This window comes from Micromonospora sp. NPDC047521 (genome assembly GCF_055587305.1).
In genome coordinates this window covers 228,665-243,772 of record NZ_JBVJGN010000009.1, presented here as the reverse complement: position 1 = coordinate 243,772, position 15,108 = coordinate 228,665, and the positions used below count along the sequence as shown (strand labels likewise).

Here is a 15,108-nt window from a genome sequence, read left to right as displayed (position 1 = left end):
AGGCCGGGACTGCCCGGAGTCGAAACTCAGGTGGCCGGGCGGCCTCGGTGCACCCGCCTCGCAAGGACGCGTCGCGGGAGTCTGTGACACAGCAGCCCGGCGGTATCCCGACTCACCAAGGATCGGTGAGCAGGTCTCGCCGTCTGCGGCGACCTGTGGAAACTGCGGTGCGGCGTGGGCCTTGGCAGGGGTGACGGGCTGACCGCCGAGAGCTTCGGGGGTGCGCCGCCCCGCAGGAGATCGCGTGCTTCGCGGCTGTGCTAGGCCTAGAGCGTAATCAACTCTTCCGACCTGCGGCAACAGGGTCCCGCTCGGCGTGTCCAAGTCTACCCCGGGCAACCCGGGCGCCGCTGTCGTCTATCGGTAACTGCCAGATCTGCCAGTCTGTTCCCGCCGCGAAGCCCGGCGGCGGGTCGGTGAGCGCCAGCACGGTCGGCCCGGCCCCACTGACCACTGCCGCCACACCAACCTCTCGCAACGCGTTGACCAGGGACGACGTGGCAGGCATCCCGGGTGCGCGGTAGTCCTGGTGGAGCCGGTCGACGGTGGCGGGAAGCAGCAGCGTCGGGTCCGTGGTGAGCGCGTGCACGAGCAGCGCCGCCCGGCCGGCGGTCAACGCCGCGTCGGCGTGGGGCACCGTGGCCGGCAACGCGGCCCGCGCGGCGGCGGTCAGGCCACGCTCGGCCGGCACGAAAACCGTCGGTCGTACGTCGGCAGCGACCGGCAGGGACACCGCGCGGGCGCCGGCCGGCTCGGACCAGGCCACCGTGAAGCCGCCGAGCAGGCAGGGGGCGACGTTGTCCGGGTGGCCCTCAATCTCGGCGGTCAGGCGGAGCACGGCCGCCGTGTCCATCCGCTGGTCGCCGTCGACGACAAGCGCGCGGGCCAGCAGCACACCCGCGACGATCGCGGCGGACGAGGAGCCCAATCCGCGCGCCTGCGGGATCCGGTTGACGCACTCCACGCTCAGACCGGTGGGCTGCGCGCCGAGCACGTCGAAGGCCGCCCGCATGGCGCGTACCACAAGGTGGCTGTCGTCGTCGGGCAGCTCGTCGGCGCCCTGCCCGGTCACCGTCACCCGGACCCCGGCCGGCGCCACCTCGGCCGCCAGGTCGTCGTACAGCCCGAGGGCGAGGCCCAGCGCGTCGTAGCCCGGGCCCAGGTTGGCGCTGGTCGCGGGAACCCGTACGCGGACCGGCCCGGCGGTGAAGTTCGTCGGCACGCGCCCATGCTAGGGGTCGGCACCGACGATCCGGTCCGGTGCCCGCAGCATGGGACCGCCCCGGTCAGCCGGCCGGGTTCGGAACCGGCTCGGTGCTGGGGTCGGTGAGCGACAGCTTGCGGGTGGCGATCCGCCAGCCCACCGCGTAGACGACTGTGACCAGGCCGCACCCGGCCAGCACCACGCGCTCGTCCACCACGTCCACGACCAGGGCCACCGCCAGCTGGCTCACCGAGATGGCAAGCGTCGCGAGCATCATGTCGGTGGCGAAGACGCGACCGCGCAACCGGTCCGGCACCTCGCCCTGGAGGGCGAAGTTCGACATCACCCAGTTGCTGCCGCCCGCGAAGTGCGCCAGGAAGACCAGCAGCAGCACCAACGGGAACCACCTGACCACCGACGCGCCCAGGTAGGACACGCCGTAGAGCGACATGGACAGCGCGAGCCCGGGCAGCAGCCATGACCTGTTGGTCAGCACCCGACGCATCAGGATGGGCCCGACCAGCGCCCCCGCGCCGCGTACCGCGAAGAGCAGGCCAGCGCCCAGCGAACCGACCCCGTACACGCCGGCGAGCAGCGGGAACACGGTGAGCACCCCGTTGCCCAGGCCGACCGCCGACTTCACAGTGACAAGCGCCAGCACGCGCGGCCGGTGGCCGATGTAGCCGAGCGCCTCGCTGACCGCCGCCCAGGTCCGCTGGGCCGGGCGGTCGCTGTCGCGGGGCGCCTGCAACGGCCGGCGGATCCGCGTGGCCAGGCCCGCGGCGAGCGCCAGGCCCACCGCCGCCACCCAGAAGCAGGCGTACGGGCCGGTGGCCGAACTGAGCACACCGCCGAGCGAGGCGCCCACCACGGTCATGGTGCCCCAGGCCGAGCCGGCCACGGCATTGCCGGCGGCGAGCTCGTGCGGCTCCAGGACATTGGGCAGGGCGGCCTGGGCGGCCGGCGAGTAGAACGCCTTGGCGACCGCGACGACGCCGATCGCCACGAGCGCCAGCCAGGCGGTGCCCCGGCTCCGTACGCCGAGAAGCAGCAGCACGCCCGCCAGCGAGGCCACGTTCGCGCCGATCATGACCTTCCGGCGGTCGAACCGGTCGGCGAGCGTGCCTGTGTACGGCAGTAGCAGCGCCACGATGCCGGTGTCCACGGCGAGCACCAGCGCGCCCCACACGCCGCTGCCGGTCAGCTGCGGCAGCAGCACCAGCAGCGGCACCATGACGAACCAGTCGGCGCCGAAGACCACAAGCTCGGCGAGGAAGAGATTGCGAAAGCTCCGATTGCCGGTAAGGACCGAGAGGGTGGACGCCACGGAGCGGCACCCTACCCGGTCTGCGTGGGGGTCACACCCGCTCCCAGCAGCGCCGAGACGGTGACGAAGGTGTAACCACGCGCCCGCAGGCCGGTGATCATGTCGGGGAGGCCGCGCAGCGCCACCAGTCGCCGCGGGTCGCCGACGTCGTGCCCGAGCACGATCGTCCCCGGCCGGACACCTGCCACGATCCGTCGGGCGTGACCGGCCGGGTCGCCCGGGTACTCACGCTCCACCATCTGCAACGACCAGAGCACCAGTCGGTACTCCAGCCGTGCCGCCGCGTGCAGCACCGCGCCGCCCAGGTGGCCGTACGGCGGGCGGACCAGCCGGGGCGGGCTCCCGGTCACGTCGGCGATCGCGTCGTGGCTGCGGCGCAGATCGTCGTACACCGCGGCGGTGTCCATCTGTGCCAGGTCCCGGTGCCGCCAGCTGTGGTTGCCCACCTCATGCTCGGCGAGCAGGCCGCGTACGACGTCCCCGTGCCGCCGGACCTGGGCGCCGACCAGGAAGAACGTCGCCGGCACCCGGTGCTCGGCGAGGGTTTCCAGCACCATCGGCGTCCACTGTGGTGCCGGGCCGTCGTCGAAGGTGAGCGCGACCAGCCGCCGCGTCGTCGACACCGACCAGACGACAGGCAGGGCACCGGAGCCGACGTCCTGCTGGCCGTTGCCGATCGTGGCGCTCGCCGGACCGCCGGCCAGCGGCAGCCGGCGGTGGCTGAACCACGCGTCAAGGGCTCCCGCGCCGGCGATCGCCCCGGTCGCCACCAGGGCACCTCGGCGCAGCAGATCGCGCCGGGACCACCCGTGCGCGCTCTCGGTCATCCGCCCGCCCCGCTCGCCGACACCCCCAACACCTACTAGGAGTATGCAATGCGTGACGCAAAGTGCCGGTTCCGTCGTCCCATCGGAGTGTCCGGATGGACGACGGCGAACGCCCCCGGCGGGCCGAGCCTGCCGGGGGCGTTCCGTTCGATGTCGTCCGACTACTCGGTCGGCTCCGACGGGGGCAGCGGCGAGGTACGGCTCCGGGGCAGTCGCAGCACCTCGAACTGGTCCGTGCCGTCCACCAACGCGCCCGACGGGGCCTGGCGTGTCGCCGCCGGCTGCGAACCCTCGGTCGACGCCGAGCGAGGCGTACCGGCCGACGTGGACGCACCGGCCGGCACCGCCACCTGGTTCGGGCCGTCCGGCTCGGCGGGCGCCGGGGCGGTCGGCTCGGTCGTCGCCGACCCGCCGTTACGCCGACGTCGCCGCCGCTCGCGCAGCGACTCCTTGGTGTGCTCCACCATCGTGTACAGCGTCGGCACCAGGATCAGCGTGAGCAGCGTCGAGCTGAGCAGACCACCGATCACCACGACCGCCAGCGGCTGCGAGATGAACCCGCCCTCGCCGGTCAACCCGAGCGCCATCGGCAGCAGCGCGAAGATCGTCGCCACGGCGGTCATCAGGATCGGACGCAGTCGGCGCCTGCCACCCTCGACCACCGCCTCCCGGACCCCCATGCCCTGGGCGCGGTACTGGTTGATCAGGTCGAGCAGCACGATGGCGTTTGTCACCACGATGCCCACGAGCATCAGCACACCGATCAGCGCCGGTACGCCCAGCGGCGTTCCGGTGACCAGCAGCAGGCCGATCGCGCCGGTCGCCGCGAACGGGATGGAGATCAGCAGGATCAGCGCCTGGGTGAGGCTACGGAACGTGGCCACCATGATCAGGAACACGATCGCGATCGCGGCCAGCACCGCGAGCGCCAGGTCACCGAAGGCGTCCGCCTGGTCGGCGCTGACCCCGCCGATGGTGAAGGTCGCCCCCGGTACGTCGATGCCGTCCAGCCGCTTCTGCAACTCCTGGCTTGTCGCGCCCAGGTTCGAGCCGGTCGCCGTGCCCGTCACCGAGACGCTGCGCTCACCGTCGATCCGGGTGACCTGCTGCGGCCCCTCCGCCTGGGTGATGTCCGCGATGTCGTCCAGCTTCACCGGTCCCACCGGAAGGGCACGCAGCTCCTCCAGCGACACCGGCGGCTTCGCGCTCAACCGCAGAACCACGTCCTGCTGGCGGCCGTCGAGCGCCACCTGGCCCAGCGGCGCGCCACGGAACGCCTGCGACACGAGCTGACCCACGGCGGCCTCGGTGAGCCCGACCCGTCCGGCGGCGACCCGGTCGACGGCGACGTCGACCCGCGGCACCCGCTCGGCCAGGCTTGTCGTCACATCCTCGACGTCCGGCACCCCGGCCATGGCCGACCGGGCCGCCTCGGCGGCGCGGGTCAGCACCTCCGGGTCGCTGCCCTGGACGATCACCTCCAGCTGGCTGGTCGAGGCGTCCTGCCCGCCCCCGAAGGTGATCTCCTCCTTGTCGATGCCCAGCTTGTCGAACTCCGCGCGCAGCTTCTCGCGCATCTGCTTGGCGTCGGTGTCACCGTCCAGCGCCAGCGACCAGGTAGCGACGTTGTTGCCGCCGCCGCCGAACGGGTTGTCCCCACCACCCGCGCTCACCTGGTACGTCTCGACACCGTCGAGACGCCCGAGCACCGCCTCAACCTTCCTGGCCGCCTCGTCGGTGGCCGCGAGACCGGTGCCCGCCGGCAGCTCCTGGCGGAAGCTGAGCGTGTCCTGACCGGAGTCGTCCAGGAAGTTGGTCTCCAGCTTCTGCGCCAGCCCGAAGGTGCCGAAGAGCACCAGCAGGCCGAGCCCCACGGTGATCCAGCGGGTCGACCGCTTGCGGGTGGCGAACCCGATCACCGGCAGGTACGCCCGCTGCAACGGATTGCGCAGCTCCTTCTCCTCCGCGGCGCGCCGCACGGCCTCGTCGTCAGCGGTGCCGCCGCGCGGCTTGAGGAACCAGTACGCCAGGATCGGGATGACGGTCAGCGACACCAGCAGGGACGCGAGCAGGGCCACCGTCACGGTGATCGCGAACGGCGCGAAGAGCTGCCCCACGAACCCACCGACCAGTGCGATAGGCGCGAACACCGCCACCGTCGTGAGGGTGGACGCGGTCACCGCGCCAGCCACCTCACGGACACCTGTGATGATCGCGTGCTGCTTCTCCTCGCCGTACTCCAGATGCCGTTTGATGTTCTCGAGTACGACGATCGAGTCGTCCACCACCCGACCCACCGCGATGGTCAACGCGCCGAGGGTGAGCAGGTTGAGCGAGTAGTCACCGATCCACAGGGCGATGAGCGCCACCAGCACGGACAGCGGGATCGAGACGGCGGTCACCACCGTCGACCGCACCGACAGCAGGAAGACCAGGATGACGATGACCGCCATCAGCAGGCCCAACAGACCCTCGGTGGTCAGCGACTCGATCGACTTCTCGACGAACGGCGCCTGGTCGAAGACCACTGTCAGCTCCGCGCCGGAGGCCTTCTTGAGGTCGGCCAGCTGGTCCCGGATCTCGTGCGAGATCTCCACCGCGTTGCCGTCCGGCGCCGCGGTGACGGCGATGCCGAGGCTCTCCTTGCCGTTGGTGCGGGTGATCGCGGTGGCCTGCGCGAGCTGCTGCTCGACGGTCGCCACATCACCGAGGCGGACCGGGGTGGCGCCCGGCGTGATCACGATGCCGCGCAGGTCGTCCAGGGTGGCGACGGGCGTACCTACCTGGACCGGCAGGGCGAGGCCGCTGCCGTCGGTCACCGCACCGGCCGGTACCGACACGCCGTTGGTCTTCAGCGCGGCGCCGATCGCGGTGGGCTGCACCTTCGCCGCGGCCAGCTTGGCCGGGTCGGGGGTGACCACCACGACGTCGTCGCGGGCCCCGGTCACCTCGACGGCGCGAACCCCGTCGATGGCCTCCAGCTCCGGCACCACAGTCGCGCGCAGCTTCTCGGCGAGCGCCCGCTCGTCACCGGTGCCGGCCGCGGCCAGCACCACCGCCGGCAGGTCGTCGGTGCTGCCCGCGATGACCTGCGGGTCGACGTTCTCCGGAAGCTGGGAGTCGATCCGGCTCAGCGCGGTCTGCATCTTGTTGACCACGTCGTCCAGGTCGGTGCCGAACTCGTACTGCACCTGGACGGTGGTCGAACCCTCGCGGGAGGTGGAGGTGACCTTGTCCAGCCCGGGGATGCCCTGCAGGGCGTTCTCGATCGGCTCGGTGACCTGCGACTCGACGATCTCGGGTCCGGCACCGGGGTAGGCGGCCACGATGAACGCGGCAGGGAATTCGAGCGACGGCAGCAGTTGCTGCTTCAACGACGGCACGGCGAACGCTCCGAACGCCGTAATCACCACCGCGATGAGGGCCACGAGCCCTCGGTTGGCGAGGCTGAATCTGGCGAGCAGCGACATCGGCCTGGCTCACTCCTGAACGAGAATGCGGGCGGGGATACCCGAAAGTGTGCCCGACTCGCCTACCTCGACCCCGGCCGCCCCCACACCGTCCCGGAGGCCGCCCGCCGGCCGCCGGCCCCCACCGCAAGCGGTGGCGCGGTCAGGCCAGGTCGAGGGCGCGGGCCGCCGCCATCGGGTCGTTCGCGATGGTCAGCGGCGCTGGCGCGGTGGAAATCGCCCACTCCGGATCCTTCAGGCCGTGGCCGGTCACCGTGCAGACCACTGTCGAGCCGGACGGCACCATGCCCGCCGCGGCCTGCTGGAGCAGGCCGGCCACGCTTGCCGCGCTGCCCAACTCGACGAAGACCCCCACCTCGCGGGCGAGCAGACGGTACGCCGACAGGATCTCCCTGTCGGTCACCGCCGCGATCAGGCCGCCGGAGGTGTCCCGCGCGTCCAACGCCCTGGTCCAGCTCGCCGGGTTGCCGATCCGGATGGCGGTGGCGATCGTCGACGGCTCCGGCACGACCTGACCTGTCACGATCGGCGCGGCGCCGGCGGCCTGGAAGCCGTACATCTTCGGTGCGCGGGTGGTGCTGCCGGCGTCGCGCTCCTCCGCGTACCCCATCCAGTAGGCGGAGATGTTGCCGGCGTTGCCGACGGGCAGGCAGTGGATGTCGGGCGCGTCACCGAGCGCCTCGACGATCTCGAAGGCGGCGGTCTTCTGGCCGTGCAGCCGGTCGATGTTCACCGAGTTGACAAGCGCGACCGGGTGGTCCTGGGCGAGCTTGGCGGCGAGCGACAGGCAGTCGTCGAAGTTGCCGCTCACCTGGAGCAGCTTCGCGCCGTGCACGAGCGCCTGGGCCAGCTTGCCCAACGCGATCTTGCCCTGCGGCACCAGCACCGCGCAGGTCAGCCCGGCCCGCGCCGCGTACGCGGCGGCCGAGGCGCTGGTGTTGCCGGTGGAGGCGCAGATGATGGCCTTGTTGCCGGCCTCGACCGCCTTGGAGACGGCGAGGGTCATCCCCCGGTCCTTGAACGAGCCGGTCGGGTTGGCGCCCTCCACCTTGAGGTACACGTCACAGCCGAGCCGGCTGGAGAGCACGGGTGCCGGCAGCAGCGGGGTGTTCCCCTCGTGCAGCGTGACGACGGGCGTGGCCGCGGTGACCGGCAGCCGATCCCGGTACGCCTCGATCAAACCCCGCCACATGTCGTTCTCCTCGCCTCTACCGCTGTCTCGACCCCAGCACCTGGTCACCCTGGACCACACTGCCGAAGGCTCCGATGGCACACCCCGGGTTACCCACCTGGCGGGACGCGGAAAGCGTCCCATCGATGGTCCAACGAGTCAGGCGCCGCCCTCGACCCGCAGCACGCTCGTCACCGACCGGACAATGTCCAGGCCCCGCAGCTCGACCACCGTGGCGGCGAGCGCGGCGTCCGGTGCCACGTGGGTGACGATGACCAGCTCGGCGTCGCCGCTGCGGCCCGGCGACCCACTCGCCGAGCCCTGCCGCACGGTCGCGATCGACACGTCGTGCCTGGCGAACACGCCCGCCACCGAGGCCAGCACACCGGGACGGTCGGCCACGTCCAGGCTGACGTGGTAGCGGGTCAGCGCCTCGCCCATCGGCCGGACCGCCAGGTCCGCGTACGCGCTCTCGCTTGCCGCGCGGACCCCGGCGAGCCGGTTGCGGGACACCGCGACCACGTCGCCGAGCACCGCGCTGGCGGTGGGAGCGCCACCCGCGCCCCGGCCGTAGAACATGAGCTGACCGGCCGCGTCGGCCTCGACGAAGACCGCGTTGAACGCGTCGCCGACGCTTGCCAGCGGGTGGCTGCGCGGGATCATCGCCGGGTGCACCCGGACGCTCACCGTCTCCCGGCCGGTCGGGTCGACACCCCGGGCCGCGATGCACAGCAGCTTGATGGTGCACCCCATCGCGCGGGCGCTCGCCACGTCCGCGGCGGTGACCTCGGTGATGCCCTCACGGTGCACGTCGGCGGCGGCGACCCGGGTGTGGAACGCCAGGGAGGCGAGGATCGCCGCCTTTGCCGCCGCGTCGAAGCCCTCCACGTCGGCCGTCGGGTCGGCCTCCGCGTACCCCAGTTCGGTCGCCTCCTCGAGGGCCTCGGCGAAGCCGGCCCCGGTGGCGTCCATCGCCGAGAGGATGAAGTTGGTGGTGCCGTTGACGATGCCGGTGACCCGGGTGATCCGGTCGCCGTGCAGCGACTCGCGCAACGGGCGCAACAGCGGGATGGCACCGGCAACTGACGCCTCGTAGTAGAGGTCGGCACCACCCTCGGCGGCCGCGTCGTGCAGCGCCGCGCCGTCCTCGGCGAGCAACGCCTTGTTGGCGGTGACCACGCTCTTGCCGGCGCGCAGCGCCTCGACCAGCCAGCTCCGGGCCGGCTCGATGCCACCGACGACCTCGACCACCACGTCCACGTCGTCGCGCTTGATCAGGCCGAGCGCGTCGGTGGTGAACAGGTCGTCGTCGACCGGCAGGTCACCACGGTCACGGCCGAGCCGGCGGACGGCGATGCCGGCGATCTCCAGCGGGGCGCCGATGCGGGCGGCCAGGTCCGTCGCCTGCTCGTGCAGCAGCCGGACCACCTCCTGGCCGACAGTGCCGCAGCCGAGCAGTGCCAAGCGCACAGGTGACGTCATCCAACATCCAATGCCAGCAGGTCCTCTTCGGTCTCCCGCCGGACGATCAGCCGCGCGTGGCCGTCACGTACCGCGACCACAGGTGGCCGGGGCACGTGGTTGTAGTTGCTGGCCATGCTCCGGCAGTACGCGCCGGTGCCGGGCACTGCGACAAAATCTCCGGGCTGCACGTCGGCGGGCAGGAATTCATCCTTCACCACGATGTCCCCGGACTCACAGTGCTTTCCCACCACGCGGGCGAGCAACGGCTGCGCGGTCGACGCCCGGGAGGCCAGTGTCGCCGAGTACGACGCGTCGTACAGCGCGGTGCGGATGTTGTCGCTCATCCCGCCGTCCACGCTGACGTACGTGCGGATGCCGTCGAGGTCCTTGACCGTGCCGACCTCGTAGAGGGTGAACACGGCCGGCCCGACGATGGCCCGACCCGGCTCGATCGACAGGTGCGGCACGGCCAGGTTCTCCGCCGCGCACTCCGAGTCGACGATCTTGCGAAGCCGCTTGGCCAGGTCCTGCGGGGTCGCCGGGTCGTCCTGGGTGGTGTACGCGATGCCGAAGCCGCCGCCCAGGTCCAGCTCGGGCAGCTCCACCCCGCGCGCGTCGCGGATCTGCGCCTGGAGGGCGAGCACCCGGCGGGCGGAGACCTCGAAGCCGCTGGCGTCGAAGATCTGCGAGCCGATGTGCGAGTGCAGACCGCGCAGCTCCAGGACGCCCTCGTCGAGGATCTTGAAGGCGGCGTTCGCGGCCGCGCCGCCGGCCAGCGAGAAGCCGAACTTCTGGTCCTCGTGGGCGGTGGCGATGAACTCGTGGGTGTGCGCCTCGACGCCGACCGTTACCCGGACCAGCACCCGGGGCCGGACCCCACGCTCGCGGGCCAACTCGGTGAGCCTGTCGATCTCGGTGAACGAGTCGACGATGATCCGGCCCACCCCGGCGTCCAGCGCCCGGGACAGCTCGGCGACCGACTTGTTGTTGCCGTGGAAGCCGATCCGCTCCGGCGGCATCCCCGCCGACAGCGCGGTGGCCAGCTCACCTCCGGTGCAGACGTCCAGGTGCAGGCCCTCCTCGGCGATCATCCGGACCACCGCGCGGCAGAGGAACGCCTTGCCGGCGTAGTAGACGTCCTCGGTCGGGAAGGCCGCCCGGAAGTCGCGGCAGCGCGAGCGCAGGTCAGCCTCGTCCAGGACGTACACAGGGGTGCCGAACTCGGCCGCGATGTCGCGGACGCTCAGGCCCGCGACGGCGACCGCGCCGTCGGCGCCGCGCGTCACGCTGCGCGGCCACAGAGCCGGCACGAGGGCGTTGACGTCGGCGGGGGTACGCAGCCAGGCCGGCCCCTGGTTGCTGATGTCCGCGTGCAGCGCACCAGCCTCGTGAGCCCTCATCACTTGTCTCCGCTTCGCGACTGCGGGGCTCGCAAGCTCACTCCTCGCGCTCGCACGCGATCACATCCTCTCGGGTGCGGAGACGCCGAGCAGGTGCAGACCGTTGGCGATCACCGTGCGGGTGGCGTTGTTGAGCCAGAGCCGGGCGCGGTGCAGGTCGGTGACCTCCTCGTCGCCCAGTGGCAGCACCCGGCAGTTGTCGTAGAACCTGTGGAAGGACGCCGCGACGCTCTCCTCCAGGTAGCGGGCCACCCGGTGCGGCTCGCGCAGCTCGGCGGCCGTGGCCACCACCGCCGGGAACTCGGCGAGCGCCTTGAGCAGCTCGTTCTCCTTCTCGTGGTCGAGCAGCTCGGGGCGGAACGCGTCGGCGTCGCCCGGCACGAGCCCCACCTCGGCGGCGTTACGGGCCACGCCCGCCGTCCGGGCGGCGACGTACTGCACGTAGTAGACGGGGTTGTCGCGGGTCGCCCGGGTCCACAGCTCGATGTCGATGTCGATCGGCGAGTCGCTGGAGTAGCGGGCCAGCGCGTACCGGGAGGCGTCCACGCCGATCGCGTCGACCAGGTCCTCCAGGGTGATCACGGTGCCGGCCCGCTTGCTCATCCGCATCGGGGCGCCGTCGCGCACCAGGTTGACCAGCTGGCCGATGAGGATCTCCAGGTTGCGCTCCGGGTCGTCGCCGAAGCAGGCGGCCATCGCCTTCATCCGGCCGATGTAGCCGTGGTGGTCGGCGCCCAACATGATCACGACCCGCTCGAACCCGCGCTCGCGCTTGTCCAGGTAGTACGCGCAGTCCGCGGCGAAGTACGTCCACTCGCCGTTGGACTTGCGCAGCACCCGGTCCTTGTCGTCACCGAAGTCGGTGGTCCGCAGCCAGGTGGCGCCCTCGGACTCGTAGAGGTGCCCCTGCTGGCGCAGCCGGGCCAGGGCGAGGTCCAACTCGCCGCGGTCGTGCAGGTCCTTCTCGTTGAAGTAGGTGTCGAACTCCACCCCGAAGTCGCGCAGCGAGGAACGGATCTCGTCGAACATCAGCGCGACACCCTCGACCCGGAACACCTCCTGGGCGGCGGCCTCGTCCAGGGTCAGCACGTCGGGCCGGCGGGCCTGCACCTCGGCCGCGATCTCGGCGATGTACGCGCCGCCGTAGCCGTCCTCCGGCGCCGGCTCACCCTTGGCGGCGGCGAGCAGCGAGCGGGCGAACCTGTCGATCTGCGAACCGGCGTCGTTGAAGTAGTACTCCGTGCCGACCTGCGCGCCGGTGGCCCGCAGCAGCCGGCTCAACGCGTCGCCGACGGCCGCCCAGCGGACCCCGCCGATGTGCACCGGGCCGGTCGGGTTCGCCGAGACGAACTCCAGGTTGATCTTCTCCCCGGCGAGCCGGTCACTGCGGCCGTACTCGGCGCCGGCCTCGACGATCACCCGGGCGAGCTGGCCGGCGGCGGCGGCGTCGAGCCGGATGTTCAGGAAACCCGGACCGGCGATTTCCACCGATTTGACGCCAGCCGCCCGGCTCAGCTCGTCGGCCAGCGCGGTCGCCAGCTCGCGCGGCGGGACGCCCACCTTCTTGCTCAACTGCAGAGCGAGCGTGGACGCGTAGTCGCCGTGCTCGGGGTTGCGCGGCCGCTCCACCACGGTGCGCTCCGGCAGCGCCGCGCGGTCCAGGCCACGCTGCTCGAAGACGGCGTGGGCGGCGGCAAGGACGACCGAGGCGAGTTCTGCAGGAGTCACCCAACCATGTTATCGGGGGTAGACTCGGGCACTCGGCGGCTACCCTGCGCGTCAACCGGCCCGCCATCTCCCCTGACCGACCGACTTGACGAGGCACGATGAGCATCAGCACCCCGGGCGGCCCTGAGCGCCGCCCGACCGTGGTCAGCACCGGCAAGAAGCCGGCCGCGGGCCGGCCGGCGTCCGGCGCCAAGGCCGCGTCCGGTAAGCCGGCGGGCACGCCCCGGGCAGGTGGCAAGGGCCCCCGTAAGCCGGTCACCCCGGTCAAGGTGAGCCAGGGCCGGGCCTGGGGCCCGATCGCGCTCTTCGTGGCCGTCGGCGTGCTCGCGGCCGGCATCATCGGGTACGGCGCCTGGGCGTCGTTCCAGGGCTCCAAGCCGTGGGACAAGCGGGCCAACGCCATCGACGGCATCGTCAACATCCGCAAGAGCGACCCGGACAGCCTGAAGTACGAGTCGCACAAGTCCGGTCCGCTGACCTGGAACTACTCGCCGCCGGTGGGCGGGGTGCACAACGCCGCCTGGCAGAACTGCATGGGCGACGTCTACGACGCCCCGATCGCCAACGAGCACGCGGTGCACAGCCTGGAGCACGGCGCGGTGTGGATCACCTACCGCCCGGACCTGCCGAAGGACCAGGTCGACAAGCTCGCCGGCAAGGTGCGCGGCGTCGAGAAGATGCTGATGAGCCCGTACGAGGGCCTGGACAAGCCGATCTCGCTCCAGGCGTGGGGCTACCAGCTCAAGGTCGACAACGCCGACGACAAGCGGATCGACGACTTCATCAAGGACCTGCGGGTGAACGCCTCGGTCGAGGGCCCGACCGCCCTGTGCAACACGGGCATCACCGCGACCGGCACCACGCCTCGCGAACTCCAGCAGCAGCCGACCCAGTAACCGAGGACCGCGATGACCGCTCCCGCCACCACCGACAGCGAGTACGACGAGGTCGAGGCCGCCCCCGAGGAGGGCGGTCGGGGCCCGTCGCGGCGCTACGGGGTGCTCGCGCTTGCCGCCCTGCTGGTGGTGGGGCTTCTCCTCGGGTACGCCGGGGGCCTGCTCACCCCCCGGCTCACCCGGCCCGGTGACGCCTCGGTCGAGGCGGGCTTCGCGCGGGACATGACGACGCACCACGCCCAGGCGGTGGAGATGAGCCTCGTCGCGTACCGGTCGGCGACGCTGCCCGAGGTGCGGCAGATCGCCGTCGACATCGCCACCGGGCAGCAGGGGGAGATCGGCGCCATGCAGACCTGGCTGCGCGAGTGGGAGCTGAGCCCGACCGGGTCGCAGCCGCCGATGTCGTGGATGTCCGACGGGGCGACGGTCAAGAACGGGCTGATGCCCGGGATGGCCACACCGCAGCAGATGGCCGCCCTGCGCGACGCCAAGGGCATCGAGGTGGACCGCCAGTTCCTCGCCCTGATGTACGACCACCACCTGGGCGGCATCCACATGATCGACGCCGCGCTCGGCGAGACCGACAACGCCGAGGTGCTGCGGATGGCCCGGACCATGAAGGCCACCCAGCAGAGCGAGCTGAACAACCTCCGGCAGCTCCAGGCACAGGCCGGGGGCTGACCGCTCCACGGGCACGACGGGCCCGCGTCACCGCCACACCCGGCGGGGCGCGGGCCCGTTCATGTCGGGTACCGAACGTCCGCCGTGTCCCCTGTGGGCGTTTTGCGCGGTCCAGGCGATTACGTTGCTTAGAGAGTTTTCTCCCCACATATCGTGACCAGTTGCGATTCGGGCTCGTTGCCCAAGACGTGGGGGTTGCACTCAGAGACGCACGGCGCTCGGTCACCAGTTGGTGCCGACGCCACACCATCGGCGGTGACGGGGCGGTGGCAGCCGTCCGTCGCGGACAGCGGCAGGGCGAGCCGGGAATGCTCAGCCGCGAACAGGAACTCGAACTGATCGACGTGCTGCGGGGCGTCCACCCCGACGAGTTCGGCCTGGACGAGGAGTTGTGGACGCGGCAGAGCCTCACCACGCTCATCCAGCGCCGCTTCGACCTGCCGCTGGACGCGGGCGCCGTCGGGGCGTACCTGCGGGCCTGGGGGTTGGGTCCGCGTGAGCCCCGCGAACGGGCCTGCGGGCTCTGCGTCAGCGCGGTCGAGCGGTGGGTACGCAGCGAATACCCGGCGATCACCCGGGCCGCCCAGGAGCACCTCGCCGAGGTCTACTGGATCGGGCGGGTACGACTGCGCGGGACCATGCCGGCGGCCGACGTGATCTCCGCCGTCTCGTCCCGCGGCCGGGTGCGCTTCATGATCACCACGCCGACCGTCGACCCGCCGCTCCCCCGCGACTTCGTGCTGCGACTCAGCGGCGAGGAGGAGCGCACGGTGCACCTGATCGTGGACGGCTCCTGGCCGCGCAACGAGTGGCCGCGCCGGCTCCCGCGACGGATCGTCCTGCACCCGCTGCCCAGCTGCGGCCGGGTGATCGCCGCCGCCTGACCGGGCCCAGCGACACGATCGGGGCACCGATACCGATTCGGTGTTCCAGGAGGAGG

Annotated in this window: 11 protein-coding genes; 3 read left to right on the top strand and 8 right to left on the bottom strand. The window is 71.7% G+C overall.

Features of this window, described 5'->3' with window-relative positions:
* Positions 1-277 precede the first annotated feature (277 nt).
* The 8 genes from thrB to argS all read right to left on the bottom strand — a co-directional run bounded on the left by thrB (position 278) and on the right by argS (position 12,591).
* On the bottom strand, positions 278-1,222 hold the full coding sequence (gene thrB / locus ACZ6N8_RS21055) for a homoserine kinase (protein ID WP_466012087.1): 945 nt from the start codon (positions 1,220-1,222) through the stop codon (positions 278-280).
* Positions 1,223-1,286: 64 nt separating this feature from the next.
* Complete coding sequence (locus tag ACZ6N8_RS21050) at positions 1,287-2,531, bottom strand: MFS transporter (RefSeq protein WP_466012085.1); 1,245 nt, start codon at positions 2,529-2,531, stop codon at positions 1,287-1,289.
* A gap of 11 nt (positions 2,532-2,542) precedes the next feature.
* The gene (locus tag ACZ6N8_RS21045; RefSeq protein WP_466012083.1) at positions 2,543-3,358 is read right to left on the bottom strand and encodes a polysaccharide deacetylase family protein; all 816 of its coding nucleotides are present in this window, start codon (positions 3,356-3,358) and stop codon (positions 2,543-2,545) included.
* 161 nt (positions 3,359-3,519) lie between these two features.
* The gene (locus ACZ6N8_RS21040) at positions 3,520-6,828 is read right to left on the bottom strand and encodes an efflux RND transporter permease subunit (RefSeq protein ID WP_466012081.1); all 3,309 of its coding nucleotides are present in this window, start codon (positions 6,826-6,828) and stop codon (positions 3,520-3,522) included.
* 142 nt (positions 6,829-6,970) lie between these two features.
* A complete protein-coding gene (gene thrC / locus ACZ6N8_RS21035) occupies positions 6,971-8,020 on the bottom strand; it encodes a threonine synthase (RefSeq protein ID WP_466012079.1) in 1,050 nt (349 codons plus the stop codon).
* Positions 8,021-8,158: 138 nt separating this feature from the next.
* A complete protein-coding gene (locus ACZ6N8_RS21030) occupies positions 8,159-9,469 on the bottom strand; it encodes a homoserine dehydrogenase (protein WP_466012183.1) in 1,311 nt (436 codons plus the stop codon).
* 8 nt (positions 9,470-9,477) lie between these two features.
* Positions 9,478-10,863 carry a diaminopimelate decarboxylase gene (lysA, locus tag ACZ6N8_RS21025; protein WP_466012078.1) on the bottom strand — a complete coding sequence of 462 codons (1,386 nt, stop codon included), beginning with the start codon at positions 10,861-10,863 and terminating at the stop codon, positions 9,478-9,480.
* Positions 10,864-10,923: 60 nt separating this feature from the next.
* Positions 10,924-12,591, bottom strand: a complete 1,668-nt coding sequence (gene argS / locus ACZ6N8_RS21020) for an arginine--tRNA ligase (protein ID WP_466012076.1) — start codon at positions 12,589-12,591, stop codon at positions 10,924-10,926.
* Between the two features lie 98 nt (positions 12,592-12,689).
* Between argS and ACZ6N8_RS21015 the strand changes: the two genes are divergently transcribed.
* The 3 genes from ACZ6N8_RS21015 to ACZ6N8_RS21005 all read left to right on the top strand — a co-directional run bounded on the left by ACZ6N8_RS21015 (position 12,690) and on the right by ACZ6N8_RS21005 (position 15,052).
* Positions 12,690-13,487 (top strand): DUF3105 domain-containing protein, encoded by a 798-nt coding sequence (locus tag ACZ6N8_RS21015; protein WP_466012074.1) that lies wholly within the window; start codon positions 12,690-12,692, stop codon positions 13,485-13,487.
* A 12-nt stretch (positions 13,488-13,499) separates the two neighbouring features.
* Positions 13,500-14,168: a DUF305 domain-containing protein gene (locus tag ACZ6N8_RS21010; protein ID WP_466012073.1), complete on the top strand. Its 669-nt coding sequence runs from the start codon at positions 13,500-13,502 to the stop codon at positions 14,166-14,168.
* 188 nt (positions 14,169-14,356) lie between these two features.
* Positions 14,357-15,052: a winged helix-turn-helix domain-containing protein gene (locus ACZ6N8_RS21005; RefSeq protein ID WP_139586631.1), complete on the top strand. Its 696-nt coding sequence runs from the start codon at positions 14,357-14,359 to the stop codon at positions 15,050-15,052.
* The last annotated feature ends 56 nt before the right edge of the window (positions 15,053-15,108 follow it).

What these genes read in the sequence shown, in the direction of transcription:
- ACZ6N8_RS21045 (WP_466012083.1), bottom strand. Translation starts at nt 3,358, where the DNA reads ATGACCGAGAGCGCGCACGGGTGGTCCCGGCGCGATCTGCTGCGCCGA.
- ACZ6N8_RS21040 (WP_466012081.1), bottom strand. Translation starts at nt 6,828, where the DNA reads ATGTCGCTGCTCGCCAGATTCAGCCTCGCCAACCGAGGGCTCGTGGCC.
- thrC (WP_466012079.1), bottom strand. Translation starts at nt 8,020, where the DNA reads ATGTGGCGGGGTTTGATCGAGGCGTACCGGGATCGGCTGCCGGTCACC.
- lysA (WP_466012078.1), bottom strand. Translation starts at nt 10,863, where the DNA reads ATGAGGGCTCACGAGGCTGGTGCGCTGCACGCGGACATCAGCAACCAG.
- ACZ6N8_RS21015 (WP_466012074.1), top strand. Translation starts at nt 12,690, where the DNA reads ATGAGCATCAGCACCCCGGGCGGCCCTGAGCGCCGCCCGACCGTGGTC.
- ACZ6N8_RS21010 (WP_466012073.1), top strand. Translation starts at nt 13,500, where the DNA reads ATGACCGCTCCCGCCACCACCGACAGCGAGTACGACGAGGTCGAGGCC.